Origin of the sequence: Klebsiella sp. I138, assembly GCF_051131765.1 — a bacterium.
GTDB lineage: Bacteria > Pseudomonadota > Gammaproteobacteria > Enterobacterales > Enterobacteriaceae > Klebsiella.
In genome coordinates, this window is the sequence record NZ_CP180447.1 from 4,614,713 (window position 1) to 4,629,030 (window position 14,318).

The 14,318-nt window shown below is 50.5% G+C and carries 26 protein-coding genes; 25 read left to right on the forward strand and 1 reads right to left on the reverse strand.

Features of this window, described 5'->3' with window-relative positions:
* Positions 1-30 precede the first annotated feature (30 nt).
* The 4 genes from fusA to bfr all read left to right on the forward strand — a co-directional run bounded on the left by fusA (position 31) and on the right by bfr (position 4,325).
* The gene (fusA, locus tag ACMYSK_RS21495) at positions 31-2,145 is read left to right on the forward strand and encodes an elongation factor G (protein WP_434638447.1); all 2,115 of its coding nucleotides are present in this window, start codon (positions 31-33) and stop codon (positions 2,143-2,145) included.
* Positions 2,146-2,215: 70 nt separating this feature from the next.
* The gene (tuf, locus tag ACMYSK_RS21500; protein ID WP_045854065.1) at positions 2,216-3,400 is read left to right on the forward strand and encodes an elongation factor Tu; all 1,185 of its coding nucleotides are present in this window, start codon (positions 2,216-2,218) and stop codon (positions 3,398-3,400) included.
* 180 nt (positions 3,401-3,580) lie between these two features.
* Positions 3,581-3,775 (forward strand): bacterioferritin-associated ferredoxin, encoded by a 195-nt coding sequence (gene bfd / locus ACMYSK_RS21505; protein ID WP_004106366.1) that lies wholly within the window; start codon positions 3,581-3,583, stop codon positions 3,773-3,775.
* Between the two features lie 73 nt (positions 3,776-3,848).
* The gene (bfr, locus tag ACMYSK_RS21510; protein WP_004868378.1) at positions 3,849-4,325 is read left to right on the forward strand and encodes a bacterioferritin; all 477 of its coding nucleotides are present in this window, start codon (positions 3,849-3,851) and stop codon (positions 4,323-4,325) included.
* Here bfr and ACMYSK_RS21515 read toward each other — a convergent pair.
* Positions 4,309-4,776, reverse strand: coding sequence for a prepilin peptidase (locus ACMYSK_RS21515; RefSeq protein ID WP_434638448.1), 468 nt, complete (start codon positions 4,774-4,776; stop codon positions 4,309-4,311). The genes bfr and ACMYSK_RS21515 overlap by 17 nt on opposite strands.
* A 379-nt stretch (positions 4,777-5,155) precedes the next feature.
* On the opposite strand from ACMYSK_RS21515, the gene rpsJ reads away from it, so the two are divergent.
* From rpsJ to rplO, 21 genes are all read left to right on the forward strand, one after another.
* Positions 5,156-5,467: a 30S ribosomal protein S10 gene (gene rpsJ, locus ACMYSK_RS21520; RefSeq protein WP_001181005.1), complete on the forward strand. Its 312-nt coding sequence runs from the start codon at positions 5,156-5,158 to the stop codon at positions 5,465-5,467.
* A 32-nt stretch (positions 5,468-5,499) separates the two neighbouring features.
* Positions 5,500-6,129 carry a 50S ribosomal protein L3 gene (rplC, locus tag ACMYSK_RS21525; protein WP_004868374.1) on the forward strand — a complete coding sequence of 210 codons (630 nt, stop codon included), beginning with the start codon at positions 5,500-5,502 and terminating at the stop codon, positions 6,127-6,129.
* A gap of 10 nt (positions 6,130-6,139) precedes the next feature.
* The gene (gene rplD / locus ACMYSK_RS21530; protein WP_000424395.1) at positions 6,140-6,745 is read left to right on the forward strand and encodes a 50S ribosomal protein L4; all 606 of its coding nucleotides are present in this window, start codon (positions 6,140-6,142) and stop codon (positions 6,743-6,745) included.
* Positions 6,742-7,044, forward strand: coding sequence for a 50S ribosomal protein L23 (gene rplW / locus ACMYSK_RS21535; protein ID WP_004868363.1), 303 nt, complete (start codon positions 6,742-6,744; stop codon positions 7,042-7,044). Before rplD ends, rplW begins: the two co-directional genes overlap by 4 nt.
* Positions 7,045-7,061: 17 nt before the next feature.
* A complete protein-coding gene (gene rplB, locus ACMYSK_RS21540) occupies positions 7,062-7,883 on the forward strand; it encodes a 50S ribosomal protein L2 (RefSeq protein WP_002919786.1) in 822 nt (273 codons plus the stop codon).
* Positions 7,884-7,899: 16 nt separating this feature from the next.
* On the forward strand, positions 7,900-8,178 hold the full coding sequence (gene rpsS, locus ACMYSK_RS21545) for a 30S ribosomal protein S19 (protein WP_001138115.1): 279 nt from the start codon (positions 7,900-7,902) through the stop codon (positions 8,176-8,178).
* Between the two features lie 14 nt (positions 8,179-8,192).
* Positions 8,193-8,525 (forward strand): 50S ribosomal protein L22, encoded by a 333-nt coding sequence (rplV, locus tag ACMYSK_RS21550; RefSeq protein WP_000448832.1) that lies wholly within the window; start codon positions 8,193-8,195, stop codon positions 8,523-8,525.
* Positions 8,526-8,542: 17 nt separating this feature from the next.
* Positions 8,543-9,241: a 30S ribosomal protein S3 gene (gene rpsC, locus ACMYSK_RS21555; RefSeq protein WP_002919766.1), complete on the forward strand. Its 699-nt coding sequence runs from the start codon at positions 8,543-8,545 to the stop codon at positions 9,239-9,241.
* Between the two features lie 12 nt (positions 9,242-9,253).
* Positions 9,254-9,664, forward strand: a complete 411-nt coding sequence (gene rplP / locus ACMYSK_RS21560) for a 50S ribosomal protein L16 (RefSeq protein ID WP_002919759.1) — start codon at positions 9,254-9,256, stop codon at positions 9,662-9,664.
* Complete coding sequence (gene rpmC, locus ACMYSK_RS21565; RefSeq protein WP_004868359.1) at positions 9,664-9,855, forward strand: 50S ribosomal protein L29; 192 nt, start codon at positions 9,664-9,666, stop codon at positions 9,853-9,855. Before rplP ends, rpmC begins: the two co-directional genes overlap by 1 nt.
* A complete protein-coding gene (gene rpsQ / locus ACMYSK_RS21570; protein WP_004868357.1) occupies positions 9,856-10,110 on the forward strand; it encodes a 30S ribosomal protein S17 in 255 nt (84 codons plus the stop codon). It abuts the gene before it with no gap.
* A 161-nt stretch (positions 10,111-10,271) separates the two neighbouring features.
* Complete coding sequence (gene rplN / locus ACMYSK_RS21575; RefSeq protein ID WP_000613954.1) at positions 10,272-10,643, forward strand: 50S ribosomal protein L14; 372 nt, start codon at positions 10,272-10,274, stop codon at positions 10,641-10,643.
* Between the two features lie 10 nt (positions 10,644-10,653).
* Positions 10,654-10,968, forward strand: a complete 315-nt coding sequence (gene rplX / locus ACMYSK_RS21580; RefSeq protein ID WP_004106345.1) for a 50S ribosomal protein L24 — start codon at positions 10,654-10,656, stop codon at positions 10,966-10,968.
* Positions 10,969-10,982: 14 nt separating this feature from the next.
* Positions 10,983-11,522, forward strand: coding sequence for a 50S ribosomal protein L5 (rplE, locus tag ACMYSK_RS21585; protein ID WP_001096206.1), 540 nt, complete (start codon positions 10,983-10,985; stop codon positions 11,520-11,522).
* Positions 11,523-11,536: 14 nt separating this feature from the next.
* Entirely contained in the window at positions 11,537-11,842 is a 306-nt protein-coding gene (rpsN, locus tag ACMYSK_RS21590) for a 30S ribosomal protein S14 (RefSeq protein ID WP_002919667.1), read from the forward strand.
* A gap of 33 nt (positions 11,843-11,875) precedes the next feature.
* On the forward strand, positions 11,876-12,268 hold the full coding sequence (gene rpsH, locus ACMYSK_RS21595; protein ID WP_004106343.1) for a 30S ribosomal protein S8: 393 nt from the start codon (positions 11,876-11,878) through the stop codon (positions 12,266-12,268).
* Positions 12,269-12,280: 12 nt separating this feature from the next.
* A complete protein-coding gene (gene rplF / locus ACMYSK_RS21600) occupies positions 12,281-12,814 on the forward strand; it encodes a 50S ribosomal protein L6 (RefSeq protein ID WP_004868354.1) in 534 nt (177 codons plus the stop codon).
* Between the two features lie 9 nt (positions 12,815-12,823).
* Complete coding sequence (gene rplR, locus ACMYSK_RS21605; RefSeq protein WP_000358960.1) at positions 12,824-13,177, forward strand: 50S ribosomal protein L18; 354 nt, start codon at positions 12,824-12,826, stop codon at positions 13,175-13,177.
* A 14-nt stretch (positions 13,178-13,191) separates the two neighbouring features.
* On the forward strand, positions 13,192-13,695 hold the full coding sequence (rpsE, locus tag ACMYSK_RS21610) for a 30S ribosomal protein S5 (RefSeq protein WP_004106339.1): 504 nt from the start codon (positions 13,192-13,194) through the stop codon (positions 13,693-13,695).
* 3 nt (positions 13,696-13,698) lie between these two features.
* Positions 13,699-13,878, forward strand: coding sequence for a 50S ribosomal protein L30 (rpmD, locus tag ACMYSK_RS21615; protein ID WP_001140434.1), 180 nt, complete (start codon positions 13,699-13,701; stop codon positions 13,876-13,878).
* Positions 13,879-13,881: 3 nt separating this feature from the next.
* Positions 13,882-14,316, forward strand: a complete 435-nt coding sequence (gene rplO, locus ACMYSK_RS21620) for a 50S ribosomal protein L15 (RefSeq protein WP_004868352.1) — start codon at positions 13,882-13,884, stop codon at positions 14,314-14,316.
* The last annotated feature ends 2 nt before the right edge of the window (positions 14,317-14,318 follow it).

Genomic DNA, 14,318 nt, shown 5'->3' on the forward strand with positions numbered 1-14,318 from the left:
GAACGCCTAAAGAAATAAACGAGGAATCAAATGGCTCGTAAAACACCCATTGAGCGCTACCGTAACATTGGTATCAGTGCTCATATCGACGCCGGTAAGACAACTACTACCGAACGTGTTCTGTTCTACACCGGTGTAAACCACAAAATCGGTGAAGTTCATGACGGCGCAGCAACCATGGACTGGATGGAACAGGAGCAGGAACGCGGTATTACTATCACGTCTGCTGCGACCACCTGTTTCTGGTCAGGTATGGCTAAACAGTTCGAACCACACCACATCAACATCATTGACACCCCAGGGCACGTTGACTTCACCATCGAAGTTGAACGTTCCATGCGTGTTCTTGATGGTGCGGTAATGGTTTACTGTGCTGTTGGTGGTGTTCAGCCACAGTCTGAGACCGTATGGCGTCAGGCAAACAAATATAAAGTTCCACGTATCGCGTTCGTTAACAAAATGGACCGTATGGGTGCTAACTTCCTGAAAGTTGTTGATCAGATTGAAAAACGTCTGGGCGCAACTCCGGTGCCTCTGCAGTTGGCAATCGGGGCAGAAGAGAAATTCACCGGTGTTGTTGACCTGGTGAAAATGAAAGCCATCAACTGGAATGAAGCCGATCAGGGCGTGACCTTCGAATACGAAGAGATCCCAGCTGATATGCAGGAACTGGCTGAAGAATGGCGCCAGAAGCTGGTTGAAGCCGCTGCTGAAGGTTCTGATGAGCTGATGGAGAAATTCTTTGGTGGCGAAGAGCTCACTGAAGAAGAGATCAAAGGTTCTCTGCGTAAGCGCGTTCTGAACAACGAAATCATCCTGGTTACCTGTGGTTCTGCATTTAAGAACAAAGGTGTTCAGGCGATGCTGGATGCGGTTGTTGAATACCTGCCAGCACCGACTGATGTTACTGCGATTAACGGTATTCTGGACGACGGTAAAGACACTCCGGCAGTTCGTCACTCTGATGACAATGAGCCGTTTGCTGCTCTGGCATTTAAAATCGCTACCGACCCGTTCGTGGGTAACCTGACCTTCTTCCGCGTCTATTCTGGCGTTGTTAACTCTGGTGACACCGTGTTCAACCCGGTGAAATCAGCGCGCGAGCGTCTGGGCCGTATCGTACAGATGCACGCTAACAAACGTGAAGAGATCAAAGAAGTTCGTGCGGGCGATATCGCTGCAGCTATCGGTCTGAAAGAAGTGACCACTGGTGACACTCTGTGTGACCAGGACAACGTGATCATTCTGGAGCGCATGGAGTTCCCGGAGCCGGTAATCTCCATCGCTGTTGAACCGAAAACCAAAGCTGACCAGGAAAAAATGGGTCTGGCTCTGGGCCGTCTGGCTAAAGAAGACCCGTCTTTCCGCGTATGGACTGACGAAGAAACTAACCAGACCATCATCGCCGGTATGGGTGAACTGCACCTCGACATCATCGTTGACCGCATGAAGCGTGAATTCAACGTTGAAGCGAACGTCGGTAAACCTCAGGTTGCTTACCGCGAAGCGATTCGTGCGAAAGTTACCGATATCGAAGGTAAACATGCTAAGCAGTCTGGTGGTCGCGGTCAGTATGGTCACGTTGTGATCGACATGTACCCACTGGAGCCGGGCTCAAATCCGAAAGGATATGAGTTCATCAACGACATCAAAGGTGGTGTAATTCCTGGCGAATACATCCCGGCCGTTGATAAAGGCATCCAGGAACAGCTGAAAGCTGGTCCGCTGGCAGGTTACCCGGTAGTTGATCTCGGTGTGCGTCTGCACTTCGGTTCTTACCATGACGTTGACTCCTCTGAGCTGGCGTTTAAACTGGCTGCTTCTATTGCCTTTAAAGATGGCTTTAAGAAAGCAAAACCAGTTCTGCTTGAGCCGATCATGAAGGTTGAAGTAGAGACTCCGGAAGAGAACACTGGTGATGTCATCGGTGACCTTAGCCGTCGTCGTGGTCAGCTGAAAGGCCAGGAATCTAACGCTACTGGCGTACAGATTCATGCTGAAGTTCCGCTGTCTGAAATGTTCGGATATGCAACTCAGCTGCGTTCCCTGACCAAAGGTCGTGCTTCTTACTCCATGGAGTTCCTGAAGTATGATGACGCACCGAACAACGTTGCTCAGGCCGTAATTGAAGCCCGTGGTAAATAAGCCGTAGGGTTAAAACCAAAATCCCGTGCTCTCTCCTGAAGGGGAGAGCGCTATAGTAAGGAATATAGCCGTGTCTAAAGAAAAATTTGAACGTACAAAACCGCACGTCAACGTCGGTACTATCGGCCACGTTGACCATGGTAAAACTACTCTGACCGCTGCAATCACTACCGTTCTGGCTAAAACCTACGGTGGTTCTGCTCGTGCATTCGACCAGATCGATAACGCACCGGAAGAAAAAGCTCGTGGTATCACCATCAACACTTCCCACGTTGAATATGACACCCCGACTCGCCACTACGCACACGTAGACTGCCCGGGCCACGCCGACTATGTTAAAAACATGATCACCGGTGCTGCTCAGATGGATGGCGCGATCCTGGTTGTTGCTGCGACTGACGGCCCGATGCCGCAGACTCGTGAGCACATCCTGCTGGGTCGTCAGGTAGGCGTTCCGTACATCATCGTGTTCCTGAACAAATGCGACATGGTTGATGACGAAGAGCTGCTGGAACTGGTTGAGATGGAAGTTCGTGAACTGCTGTCTCAGTACGACTTCCCGGGCGACGACACTCCGATCATCCGTGGTTCTGCTCTGAAAGCGCTGGAAGGCGAAGCAGAGTGGGAAGCTAAGATCGTTGAACTGGCTGGCTACCTGGATTCCTATATCCCGGAACCAGAACGTGCAATCGACAAGCCGTTCCTGCTGCCGATCGAAGACGTATTCTCCATCTCCGGTCGTGGTACTGTTGTTACCGGTCGTGTAGAGCGCGGTATCGTTAAAGTTGGCGAAGAAGTTGAAATCGTTGGTATCAAAGAGACTGCTAAGTCTACCTGTACTGGCGTTGAAATGTTCCGCAAACTGCTGGACGAAGGCCGTGCTGGTGAGAACGTTGGTGTTCTGCTGCGTGGTATCAAACGTGAAGAAATCGAACGTGGTCAGGTACTGGCTAAGCCGGGTTCTATCAAGCCGCACACCAAATTCGAATCTGAAGTGTACATCCTGTCCAAAGATGAAGGCGGCCGTCATACTCCGTTCTTCAAAGGCTACCGTCCGCAGTTCTACTTCCGTACAACTGACGTGACTGGCACCATCGAACTGCCGGAAGGCGTAGAGATGGTCATGCCGGGCGACAACATCAAAATGGTTGTTACCCTGATCCACCCGATCGCGATGGATGACGGTCTGCGTTTCGCAATCCGTGAAGGCGGCCGTACTGTAGGTGCGGGCGTTGTTGCTAAAGTTCTGAGCTAATTCGTTAGTTCTGAATTAAAAAGGGCGCTTCGGCGCCCTTTTTGCTGTCTGCTATTTGGCATGAGTAGGAATGACGCGAATACTATAAAAGTGCGCCGAAGCGGGTATTTAATCGACTGTCTATTGTAATTATAACTATTCTCATTTACACTTTTGATCATAAATTGAACGGGAGTCGGTATGTACGTTTGTTTGTGTAATGGTGTAAACGATAAAAAAATTCGTCAGGCCGTACGTCAATTTCATCCACAGTCCTTTCAGCAATTGCGCAAATTCATTCCCGTTGGAAATCAATGCGGTAAATGCGTCCGTGCCGCCCGTGAGATTATGGAAGATGAATTAACTCGCATGCCGGAATACCAGGAGATCGCTTAAGAGCTCTGGCTTTTCTTTGACATCTTTATAGCCCGAACTACGCTTCAATAAGTGGAAGCGGAGGGACTATATAATGAAAGGTGATGTCAAAATCATAAGTTATCTCAATAAATTATTGGGAAATGAGCTTGTCGCAATAAATCAGTACTTTCTTCATGCCAGGATGTTCAAGAACTGGGGCCTGATGCGCCTCAATGATGTTGAATATCATGAATCCATCGATGAAATGAAACACGCCGATAAGTACATCGAGCGAATACTATTTCTTGAAGGAATTCCAAATCTGCAGGATCTCGGCAAACTGGGCATCGGCGAAGATGTCGAGGAGATGCTGCAATCTGATCTGAGACTAGAGCTTGAAGGTGCAAAAGACCTTCGCGAAGCGATCGCCTATGCCGATAGCGTGCACGATTATGTCAGTCGCGACATGCTTATCGAAATCCTGACGGATGAAGAAGGCCATATCGACTGGCTGGAAACAGAGCTGGATCTGATAGGTAAATTAGGGTTACAAAACTATCTTCAGTCGCAAATCAAAGTGGCTGACTGACAAACGGTTGCCACCCGCACCAAAAACCCGCTGCAGCCAAAAAAGGGCCGAAAGGCAGCGGGTTGTCCAGTAAGCCCTGTGCTTTACCGAGAATAACCAATAACAGCAGAGCTCCACCGGCAAAAATTGTCGCCACAAGAACCAGCTGTGGCAAAATTTGCCAGCCGTGCCACGCGCCAAGCGCGGCCAGTAATTTCACATCCCCGTAGCCTAGCCCTTCATAACCGCGTATCCCTCGGTAGAACCAATAAATTAACGCAAAAGACAGGTAGCCGGCGATGGCCCCACCAACGGCATGTTCCAGCTGAAGCGGCGCATGGCAAAGATAATAGAGGAGCCCTCCCCAGAGCAGGGGACAGGTCAAACGGTCAGGGAGCAGACCGTAGCGAAGGTCATACCAGCAGAGGACAAGCAGTATACTGCTATAGAAAAGCAAGGAGGGGAGCATCATCGGGATCCTGTCTGGCTATGGGGCAGATGCGCGGAGTCTGGTAGATAAAGAGGCAGGCAGCAAAGGCCGGGACTTGTTATCGCGAGTCTCTGTCCACGATATTTGCCCGTATTCACCTGGCTTCACCGGCTGCTGAACGTAGCACGTAAAAAAGAGTGATGATTTTGTATGCAGCACTTGCGTAGTGGCGGAATTTGCGTATAATGCGCGGGCCTGTCAAAATTGGCAGGCCGGTTCGATAAGAACCCAGATAGAGCTTTTAGCTATCAAACAATGTTCCCAATCGGGGAACTATGTAAGAACGGTTACACTCTCCCATCAATCGTAATGGGTATGAGGAGTAACCATTTCGTCTATAAATAATTGGAGCTCTGGTCTCATGCAGAACCAAAGAATCCGTATCCGTCTTAAAGCGTTTGATCATCGTCTGATCGATCAATCAACCGCGGAAATCGTCGAGACTGCCAAGCGCACTGGTGCGCAGGTCCGTGGTCCGATCCCGCTGCCGACCCGCAAAGAGCGCTTTACCGTTCTGATCTCCCCGCACGTCAACAAAGACGCGCGCGATCAGTACGAAATTCGCACTCACAAGCGTCTGGTTGACATCGTTGAGCCAACTGAAAAAACCGTTGATGCTCTGATGCGTCTGGATCTGGCTGCCGGTGTAGACGTGCAGATCAGCCTGGGTTAATCAGGTCATCGAGCGATTGAGAGGTTGAAACAATGATTGGTTTAGTCGGTAAAAAAGTGGGTATGACCCGCATCTTCACTGAAGATGGCGTATCTATCCCAGTAACCGTAATCGAAGTTGAAGCAAACCGTGTTGCTCAGGTCAAAGACCTGGCTAACGATGGTTACCGCGCAATTCAGGTTACCACCGGTGCTAAAAAAGCTAACCGTGTAACCAAGCCGGAAGCTGGTCACTTCGCTAAAGCTGGCGTAGAAGCTGGCCGTGGCCTGTGGGAATTCCGTCTTGCTGACGGTGAAGAGTTCACCGTAGGTCAGAGCATTAGTGTTGAACTGTTTGCTGACGTTAAAAAAGTTGACGTAACCGGTACCTCTAAAGGTAAAGGTTTTGCTGGTACCGTTAAGCGCTGGAACTTCCGTACCCAGGATGCTACACACGGTAACTCCTTGTCTCACCGCGTTCCGGGTTCTATCGGTCAGAACCAGACTCCGGGCAAAGTGTTCAAAGGCAAGAAAATGGCAGGTCAGCTGGGCAACGAACGTGTCACCGTTCAGAGCCTGGACGTAGTACGTGTTGACGCTGAGCGCAACCTGCTGCTGGTTAAAGGTGCTGTCCCGGGTGCAACCGGTAGCGACCTGATCGTTAAACCAGCTGTGAAGGCGTGAGGAGATAGCAATGGAATTAGTATTGAAAGACGCGCAGAGCGCGCTGACTGTTTCCGAAACTACCTTCGGTCGTGATTTCAACGAAGCGCTGGTACACCAGGTTGTTGTTGCTTATGCAGCTGGTGCTCGTCAGGGTACTCGTGCTCAGAAGACTCGTGCTGAAGTAACTGGTTCAGGCAAAAAGCCGTGGCGCCAGAAAGGTACCGGCCGTGCGCGTTCAGGTTCTATCAAGAGCCCGATCTGGCGTTCCGGTGGCGTAACCTTCGCTGCTCGTCCGCAGGACCACAGTCAAAAAGTTAACAAAAAGATGTACCGCGGCGCGCTGAAAAGCATTCTGTCCGAACTGGTACGTCAGGATCGTCTGATCGTTGTCGAGAAGTTCTCTGTTGAAGCGCCTAAAACTAAGCTGCTGGCACAGAAACTGAAAGACATGGCTCTGGAAGATGTGCTGATCATCACCGGTGAGCTGGACGAAAACCTGTTCCTGGCTGCGCGCAACCTGCACAAGGTTGACGTACGCGATGCAACTGGTATCGACCCGGTTAGCCTGATCGCCTTCGACAAAGTCGTAATGACTGCTGATGCTGTTAAGCAAGTTGAGGAGATGCTGGCATGATTCGTGAAGAACGTCTGCTGAAGGTGCTGCGTGCACCGCACGTTTCTGAAAAAGCGTCTGCTGCGATGGAAAAAACAAACACCATCGTTCTCAAAGTTGCTAAAGACGCGACCAAAGCAGAAATCAAAGCTGCTGTGCAGAAACTGTTTGAAGTCGAAGTCGAAGTCGTTAACACCCTGGTAGTTAAAGGGAAAGTTAAACGTCACGGACAGCGTATCGGTCGTCGTAGCGACTGGAAAAAAGCTTACGTCACCCTGAAAGAAGGCCAGAATCTGGACTTCGTTGGCGGCGCTGAGTAAGTCGGAGGAGTAATACAATGGCAGTTGTTAAATGTAAACCGACATCTCCGGGTCGTCGCCACGTTGTTAAAGTGGTTAACCCTGAGCTGCACAAGGGCAAACCTTTTGCTCCGTTGCTGGAAAAAAACAGCAAATCCGGTGGTCGTAACAACAATGGCCGTATCACCACCCGTCATATCGGTGGTGGCCACAAGCAGGCTTACCGTATTGTTGACTTCAAACGCAACAAAGATGGTATCCCGGCAGTTGTTGAGCGTCTTGAGTACGATCCGAACCGTTCCGCGAACATCGCGCTGGTTCTGTACAAAGATGGCGAACGCCGTTACATCCTGGCCCCTAAAGGCCTGAAAGCTGGCGACCAGATTCAGTCTGGCGTTGATGCTGCAATCAAAGCAGGTAACACCCTGCCGATGCGCAATATCCCGGTTGGTTCTACCGTTCATAACGTAGAAATGAAACCAGGTAAAGGCGGTCAGCTGGCTCGTTCCGCTGGTACTTACGTTCAGATCGTTGCTCGTGACGGTGCTTATGTCACCCTGCGTCTGCGTTCTGGTGAAATGCGTAAAGTCGAAGCAGACTGCCGCGCTACTCTGGGCGAAGTTGGCAATGCTGAGCATATGCTGCGCGTACTGGGTAAAGCTGGTGCTGCACGCTGGCGTGGTGTTCGTCCTACCGTTCGCGGTACTGCGATGAACCCAGTCGACCACCCACATGGTGGTGGTGAAGGTCGTAACTTTGGTAAGCACCCGGTATCCCCGTGGGGCCTGCAGACCAAAGGTAAGAAGACCCGCAGCAACAAGCGTACTGATAAATTCATCGTACGTCGCCGTAGCAAATAATATTAGAGGATAAGCCATGCCACGTTCTCTCAAGAAAGGTCCTTTTATTGACCTGCACTTGCTGAAGAAGGTAGAGAAAGCGGTGGAAAGCGGAGACAAGAAGCCCCTGCGCACTTGGTCCCGTCGTTCAACGATCTTTCCTAACATGATCGGTTTGACCATCGCTGTCCATAATGGTCGTCAGCACGTTCCAGTTTTTGTTTCCGACGAAATGGTTGGTCACAAACTGGGTGAATTCGCACCGACTCGTACTTATCGCGGCCATGCTGCTGATAAAAAAGCGAAGAAGAAATAAGGTAGGAGGAAGAGATGGAAACTTTAGCTCAACATCGCCATGCTCGTTCTTCTGCTCAGAAGGTTCGCCTTGTAGCTGACCTGATTCGCGGTAAGAAAGTGTCGCAGGCCCTGGATATTCTGACCTACACCAACAAGAAAGCGGCTGTACTGGTCAAGAAGGTACTGGAATCTGCCATTGCTAACGCTGAACACAACGATGGCGCTGACATTGACGATCTGAAAGTTACGAAAATTTTCGTAGACGAAGGCCCGAGCATGAAGCGCATTATGCCGCGTGCGAAAGGTCGTGCAGATCGCATCCTGAAGCGCACCAGCCACATCACTGTGGTTGTGTCCGATCGCTGAGACTCTGGAGACTAGCAATGGGTCAGAAAGTACATCCTAATGGTATTCGCCTGGGTATTGTCAAACCATGGAACTCTACCTGGTTCGCGAACACCAAAGAATTCGCTGACAACCTGGACAGCGATTTTAAAGTACGTCAGTTCCTGACTAAAGAACTGGCTAAAGCGTCCGTATCTCGTATCGTTATCGAGCGTCCGGCTAAGAGCATTCGTGTGACTATTCACACCGCTCGCCCGGGCATCGTTATCGGTAAGAAAGGCGAAGACGTAGAAAAACTGCGCAAGGTCGTAGCGGATATCGCTGGCGTTCCTGCACAGATCAATATCGCCGAAGTTCGTAAGCCAGAACTGGACGCTAAATTGGTTGCTGACAGCATCACTTCTCAGCTGGAACGTCGCGTTATGTTCCGTCGTGCTATGAAGCGTGCTGTACAGAACGCAATGCGTCTGGGCGCTAAAGGTATCAAAGTTGAAGTTAGCGGCCGTCTGGGCGGCGCGGAAATCGCACGTACCGAATGGTACCGTGAAGGTCGCGTACCGCTGCACACTCTGCGTGCTGACATCGACTACAACACCTCTGAAGCGCACACCACTTACGGTGTAATCGGCGTTAAGGTATGGATCTTCAAAGGCGAGATCCTGGGTGGTATGGCTGCTGTTGAACAACCGGAACCGGCTGCTCAACCTAAAAAGCAGCAGCGTAAAGGCCGTAAATAAGGAGCGTCGCTGATGTTACAACCAAAGCGTACAAAATTCCGTAAAGTGCACAAAGGCCGCAACCGTGGTCTGGCGCAGGGTACGGATGTTAGCTTCGGCACTTTCGGTCTGAAAGCTGTTGGCCGTGGTCGTCTGACTGCACGTCAGATCGAAGCAGCACGTCGTGCTATGACCCGTGCAGTTAAGCGTCAAGGTAAGATCTGGATCCGTGTATTCCCGGACAAACCGATCACCGAGAAGCCGCTGGAAGTTCGTATGGGTAAAGGTAAAGGTAACGTGGAGTACTGGGTTGCCTTGATTCAGCCGGGTAAAGTCCTTTATGAAATGGACGGCGTACCGGAAGAGCTGGCCCGTGAAGCCTTCGGCCTGGCAGCAGCGAAACTGCCTATCAAAACCACCTTTGTAACTAAGACGGTGATGTAATGAAAGCAAAAGAGCTGCGTGAAAAAAGCGTTGAAGAGCTGAACGCTGAGCTGCTGAACCTACTGCGTGAGCAGTTCAACCTGCGTATGCAGGCTGCAAGTGGCCAGCTGCAACAGACTCATCTGCTGAAGCAAGTGCGTCGTGATGTTGCACGCGTTAAGACTTTACTGACTGAGAAGGCGGGTGCGTAAATGACCGATAAAATCCGTACTCTGCAAGGTCGCGTTGTTAGCAATAAAATGGAGAAATCCATCGTTGTTGCTATCGAACGTTTTGTGAAACACCCGATCTACGGTAAATTCATCAAACGTACGACCAAACTGCACGTACATGACGAGAACAACGAATGCGGTATCGGTGACGTGGTTGAAATCCACGAATGCCGTCCGCTGTCCAAGACTAAGTCCTGGACGCTGGTTCGCGTCGTAGAGAAAGCGGTTCTGTAATAGAGCCTGCATTCTCAACGAATAAACGGCTCAGCGATGAGCCGTTTATTTTTTCTACCCATATCCGATTTCCGGTGTTATAATGCCGCGCCCTCGATATGGGGATTTTTAACGGCCCGATTTTGGGTCTCAGTAGTAGTTGACATTAGCGGAGCACTAAAATGATCCAAGAACAGACTATGCTGAACGTCGCCGACAACTCCGGTGCACGTCGCGTAATGTGTATCAAGGTTCTGGGTGGCTCGCACCGTCGCTACGCAGGCGTAGGCGACATCATCAAGATCACCATCAAGGAAGCAATTCCGCGTGGTAAGGTCAAAAAAGGTGATGTGCTGAAGGCGGTAGTGGTGCGCACCAAGAAGGGTGTTCGTCGCCCGGACGGTTCTGTCATTCGCTTCGATGGTAATGCATGCGTTATTCTGAACAATAACAGCGAGCAGCCCATCGGTACGCGTATTTTTGGGCCGGTAACTCGTGAGCTTCGTAACGAGAAGTTCATGAAAATTATCTCTCTGGCACCAGAAGTACTCTAAGGAGCGAATCATGGCAGCGAAAATCCGTCGTGATGACGAAGTTATCGTGTTAACCGGTAAAGATAAAGGTAAACGCGGTAAAGTTAAGAATGTCTTGTCTTCCGGCAAGCTCATTGTTGAAGGTATCAACCTGGTTAAGAAACACCAGAAGCCGGTTCCGGCTCTGAACCAACCAGGCGGCATCGTTGAAAAAGAAGCTGCTATTCAGGTTTCTAACGTTGCAATCTTCAATGCGGCAACCGGCAAGGCTGACCGTGTAGGCTTTAGATTCGAAGACGGCAAAAAAGTCCGTTTCTTCAAGTCTAACAGCGAAACTATCAAGTAATTTGGAGTAGTACGATGGCGAAACTGCATGATTACTACAAAGACGAAGTAGTTAATAAACTCATGACCGAGTTTAACTACAATTCTGTCATGCAAGTCCCTCGGGTCGAGAAGATCACCCTGAACATGGGTGTTGGTGAAGCGATCGCTGACAAGAAACTGCTGGATAACGCAGCAGCAGATCTGACAGCAATCTCCGGTCAAAAGCCGTTGATCACCAAAGCACGCAAATCAGTTGCAGGCTTCAAAATCCGTCAGGGCTATCCGATCGGCTGTAAAGTAACTCTGCGTGGCGAACGCATGTGGGAGTTCTTTGAGCGCCTGATCACTATTGCTGTACCGCGTATCCGTGACTTCCGTGGCTTGTCCGCTAAGTCATTCGATGGTCGTGGTAACTACAGCATGGGTGTCCGTGAGCAGATCATCTTCCCAGAAATCGACTACGATAAAGTCGACCGCGTTCGTGGTTTGGATATTACCATTACCACTACTGCGAAATCTGATGAAGAAGGCCGCGCTCTGCTGGCTGCCTTTGACTTCCCGTTCCGCAAGTAAGGTAGGGTTACTTAATGGCTAAGCAATCAATGAAAGCACGCGAAGTAAAGCGCGTGGCTTTAGCTGATAAATTCTTCGCTAAACGCGCTGAACTGAAAGCTATCATCTCTGATGTGAACGCAACCGACGAAGATCGTTGGAATGCTGTTCTCAAGCTGCAGACTCTGCCGCGTGATTCCAGCCCGTCTCGTCAGCGTAACCGCTGCCGTCAAACAGGTCGTCCGCATGGTTTCCTGCGGAAGTTCGGGTTGAGCCGTATCAAGGTCCGTGAAGCCGCAATGCGCGGTGAAATCCCGGGTCTGAAAAAGGCTAGCTGGTAATTGTCACCAATTGAATCACGGGAGTAAAGACAGATGAGCATGCAAGATCCGATCGCGGATATGCTGACCCGTATCCGTAACGGTCAGGCCGCGAATAAAGCTGCGGTCACCATGCCTTCCTCCAAGCTGAAAGTGGCAATTGCCAACGTGCTGAAGGAAGAAGGCTTTATTGAAGATTTTAAAGTTGAAGGCGACATCAAGCCGGAACTGGAACTGACTCTTAAGTATTTCCAGGGTAAAGCTGTTGTAGAAAGCATTCAGCGTGTCAGCCGCCCAGGTCTGCGCATTTATAAGCGCAAAGACGAGCTGCCGAAAGTTATGGCAGGTCTGGGTATCGCAGTTATTTCTACCTCTAAAGGTGTTATGACTGATCGTGCAGCGCGCCAAGCTGGTCTTGGTGGCGAAATTATCTGCTACGTAGCCTAATCGGAGGAAACAATGTCTCGTGTTGCTAAAGCACCGGTCGTTATTCCTGCCGGCGTTGACGTTAAAATCAACGGTCAGGTTATTACGATCAAAGGTAAGAATGGCGAGCTGACTCGTACTCTCAACGATGCTGTTGAAGTTAAACATGCAGATAATGCACTGACTTTCGGTCCGCGTGATGGTTTCGCTGACGGTTGGGCTCAGGCTGGTACCGCGCGTGCCCTGCTTAACTCAGTAGTAATCGGTGTTACCGAAGGCTTCACTAAAAAGCTTCAGCTGGTTGGTGTAGGTTATCGTGCAGCAGTTAAAGGGGATGTAGTAAACCTGGCTTTAGGTTTCTCTCATCCTGTTGAACACAAGCTGCCGGCCGGAATCACTGCAGAATGTCCGACTCAAACTGAAATCGTGCTGAAAGGCGCTGATAAGCAGGTGATCGGTCAGGTTGCAGCAGATCTGCGCGCCTACCGTCGTCCTGAGCCTTACAAAGGCAAGGGTGTTCGTTACGCCGACGAAGTCGTGCGTACCAAAGAGGCTAAGAAGAAGTAAGGTAACACTATGGATAAGAAATCTGCTCGTATCCGTCGTGCGACCCGCGCACGCCGCAAGCTCCAGGAGCTGGGTGCAACTCGCCTGGTGGTACATCGTACCCCGCGTCATATTTACGCACAGGTAATTGCACCGAACGGTTCTGAAGTTCTGGTAGCTGCTTCTACTGTAGAAAAAGCTATCGCTGAACAACTGAAGTACACCGGTAACAAAGACGCGGCTGCAGCTGTGGGTAAAGCTGTTGCTGAACGCGCTCTGGAAAAAGGCATCAAAGATGTTTCCTTTGACCGTTCCGGGTTCCAATATCATGGTCGTGTCCAGGCACTGGCAGATGCTGCCCGTGAAGCTGGCCTTCAGTTCTAAGGTAGAGGTGTAAGATGGCTCACATCGAAAAACAAGCTGGCGAACTGCAGGAAAAGCTGATCGCGGTTAACCGCGTATCTAAAACCGTTAAAGGTGGTCGTATTTTCTCCTTCACAGCTCTGACTGTTGTTGGTGATGGTAATGGCCGCGTAGGTTTTGGTTACGGTAAAGCGCGTGAAGTTCCAGCAGCGATCCAGAAAGCGATGGAAAAAGCCCGTCGCAATATGATTAACGTCGCGCTGAACCACGGCACCCTGCAGCACCCGGTTAAAGGTGTTCACACGGGTTCTCGTGTATTCATGCAGCCAGCTTCCGAAGGTACCGGTATCATCGCCGGTGGTGCAATGCGCGCCGTTCTGGAAGTTGCTGGAGTTCATAACGTTCTGGCTAAAGCATATGGTTCCACCAACCCGATCAACGTGGTTCGTGCAACTATTGATGGCCTGGAAAATATGAATTCTCCAGAAATGGTCGCTGCCAAGCGTGGTAAATCCGTTGAAGAAATTCTGGGGAAATAAACCATGGCAAAGACTATTAAAATTACTCAAACCCGCAGTGCAATCGGTCGTCTGCCGAAACACAAGGCAACGCTGCTTGGCCTGGGTCTGCGTCGTATTGGTCACACCGTAGAACGCGAGGATACTCCTGCTGTTCGTGGTATGGTCAACGCGGTTTCCTTCATGGTTAAAGTTGAGGAGTAAGAGATGCGTTTAAATACTCTGTCTCCGGCCGAAGGCTCCAAAAAGGCGGGTAAACGCCTTGGTCGTGGTATCGGTTCTGGCCTCGGTAAAACCGGTGGTCGTGGTCACAAAGGTCAGAACTCTCGTTCTGGCGGTGGCGTACGTCGCGGTTTCGAGGGTGGTCAGATGCCTCTGTACCGTCGTCTGCCGAAGTTCGGCTTCACTTCTCGTAAAGCGATGATCACTGCAGAAGTTCGTCTGTCTGATCTGGCTCACGTAGAAGGCGATGTAGTCGACCTGAACACGCTGAAAGCGGCTAACATTATCGGTATTCAGATTGAGTTCGCGAAAGTGATCCTGTCTGGTGAAGTAGCTCGTCCGGTAACTGTTCGTGGCCTGCGTGTGACTAAAGGTGCTCGTGCTGCTATCGAAGCTGCTGGCGGTAAAATTGAGGAATAAGT

What these genes read in the sequence shown, in the direction of transcription:
- fusA (WP_434638447.1), top strand. Translation starts at nt 31, where the DNA reads ATGGCTCGTAAAACACCCATTGAGCGCTACCGTAACATTGGTATCAGT.
- bfd (WP_004106366.1), top strand. Translation starts at nt 3,581, where the DNA reads ATGTACGTTTGTTTGTGTAATGGTGTAAACGATAAAAAAATTCGTCAG.
- bfr (WP_004868378.1), top strand. Translation starts at nt 3,849, where the DNA reads ATGAAAGGTGATGTCAAAATCATAAGTTATCTCAATAAATTATTGGGA.
- ACMYSK_RS21515 (WP_434638448.1), bottom strand. Translation starts at nt 4,776, where the DNA reads ATGATGCTCCCCTCCTTGCTTTTCTATAGCAGTATACTGCTTGTCCTC.
- rpsJ (WP_001181005.1), top strand. Translation starts at nt 5,156, where the DNA reads ATGCAGAACCAAAGAATCCGTATCCGTCTTAAAGCGTTTGATCATCGT.
- rplC (WP_004868374.1), top strand. Translation starts at nt 5,500, where the DNA reads ATGATTGGTTTAGTCGGTAAAAAAGTGGGTATGACCCGCATCTTCACT.
- rplD (WP_000424395.1), top strand. Translation starts at nt 6,140, where the DNA reads ATGGAATTAGTATTGAAAGACGCGCAGAGCGCGCTGACTGTTTCCGAA.
- rplW (WP_004868363.1), top strand. Translation starts at nt 6,742, where the DNA reads ATGATTCGTGAAGAACGTCTGCTGAAGGTGCTGCGTGCACCGCACGTT.
- rplB (WP_002919786.1), top strand. Translation starts at nt 7,062, where the DNA reads ATGGCAGTTGTTAAATGTAAACCGACATCTCCGGGTCGTCGCCACGTT.
- rpsS (WP_001138115.1), top strand. Translation starts at nt 7,900, where the DNA reads ATGCCACGTTCTCTCAAGAAAGGTCCTTTTATTGACCTGCACTTGCTG.
- rplV (WP_000448832.1), top strand. Translation starts at nt 8,193, where the DNA reads ATGGAAACTTTAGCTCAACATCGCCATGCTCGTTCTTCTGCTCAGAAG.
- rpsC (WP_002919766.1), top strand. Translation starts at nt 8,543, where the DNA reads ATGGGTCAGAAAGTACATCCTAATGGTATTCGCCTGGGTATTGTCAAA.
- rplP (WP_002919759.1), top strand. Translation starts at nt 9,254, where the DNA reads ATGTTACAACCAAAGCGTACAAAATTCCGTAAAGTGCACAAAGGCCGC.
- rpmC (WP_004868359.1), top strand. Translation starts at nt 9,664, where the DNA reads ATGAAAGCAAAAGAGCTGCGTGAAAAAAGCGTTGAAGAGCTGAACGCT.
- rpsQ (WP_004868357.1), top strand. Translation starts at nt 9,856, where the DNA reads ATGACCGATAAAATCCGTACTCTGCAAGGTCGCGTTGTTAGCAATAAA.
- rplN (WP_000613954.1), top strand. Translation starts at nt 10,272, where the DNA reads ATGATCCAAGAACAGACTATGCTGAACGTCGCCGACAACTCCGGTGCA.
- rplX (WP_004106345.1), top strand. Translation starts at nt 10,654, where the DNA reads ATGGCAGCGAAAATCCGTCGTGATGACGAAGTTATCGTGTTAACCGGT.
- rplE (WP_001096206.1), top strand. Translation starts at nt 10,983, where the DNA reads ATGGCGAAACTGCATGATTACTACAAAGACGAAGTAGTTAATAAACTC.
- rpsN (WP_002919667.1), top strand. Translation starts at nt 11,537, where the DNA reads ATGGCTAAGCAATCAATGAAAGCACGCGAAGTAAAGCGCGTGGCTTTA.
- rpsH (WP_004106343.1), top strand. Translation starts at nt 11,876, where the DNA reads ATGAGCATGCAAGATCCGATCGCGGATATGCTGACCCGTATCCGTAAC.
- rplF (WP_004868354.1), top strand. Translation starts at nt 12,281, where the DNA reads ATGTCTCGTGTTGCTAAAGCACCGGTCGTTATTCCTGCCGGCGTTGAC.
- rplR (WP_000358960.1), top strand. Translation starts at nt 12,824, where the DNA reads ATGGATAAGAAATCTGCTCGTATCCGTCGTGCGACCCGCGCACGCCGC.
- rpsE (WP_004106339.1), top strand. Translation starts at nt 13,192, where the DNA reads ATGGCTCACATCGAAAAACAAGCTGGCGAACTGCAGGAAAAGCTGATC.
- rpmD (WP_001140434.1), top strand. Translation starts at nt 13,699, where the DNA reads ATGGCAAAGACTATTAAAATTACTCAAACCCGCAGTGCAATCGGTCGT.
- rplO (WP_004868352.1), top strand. Translation starts at nt 13,882, where the DNA reads ATGCGTTTAAATACTCTGTCTCCGGCCGAAGGCTCCAAAAAGGCGGGT.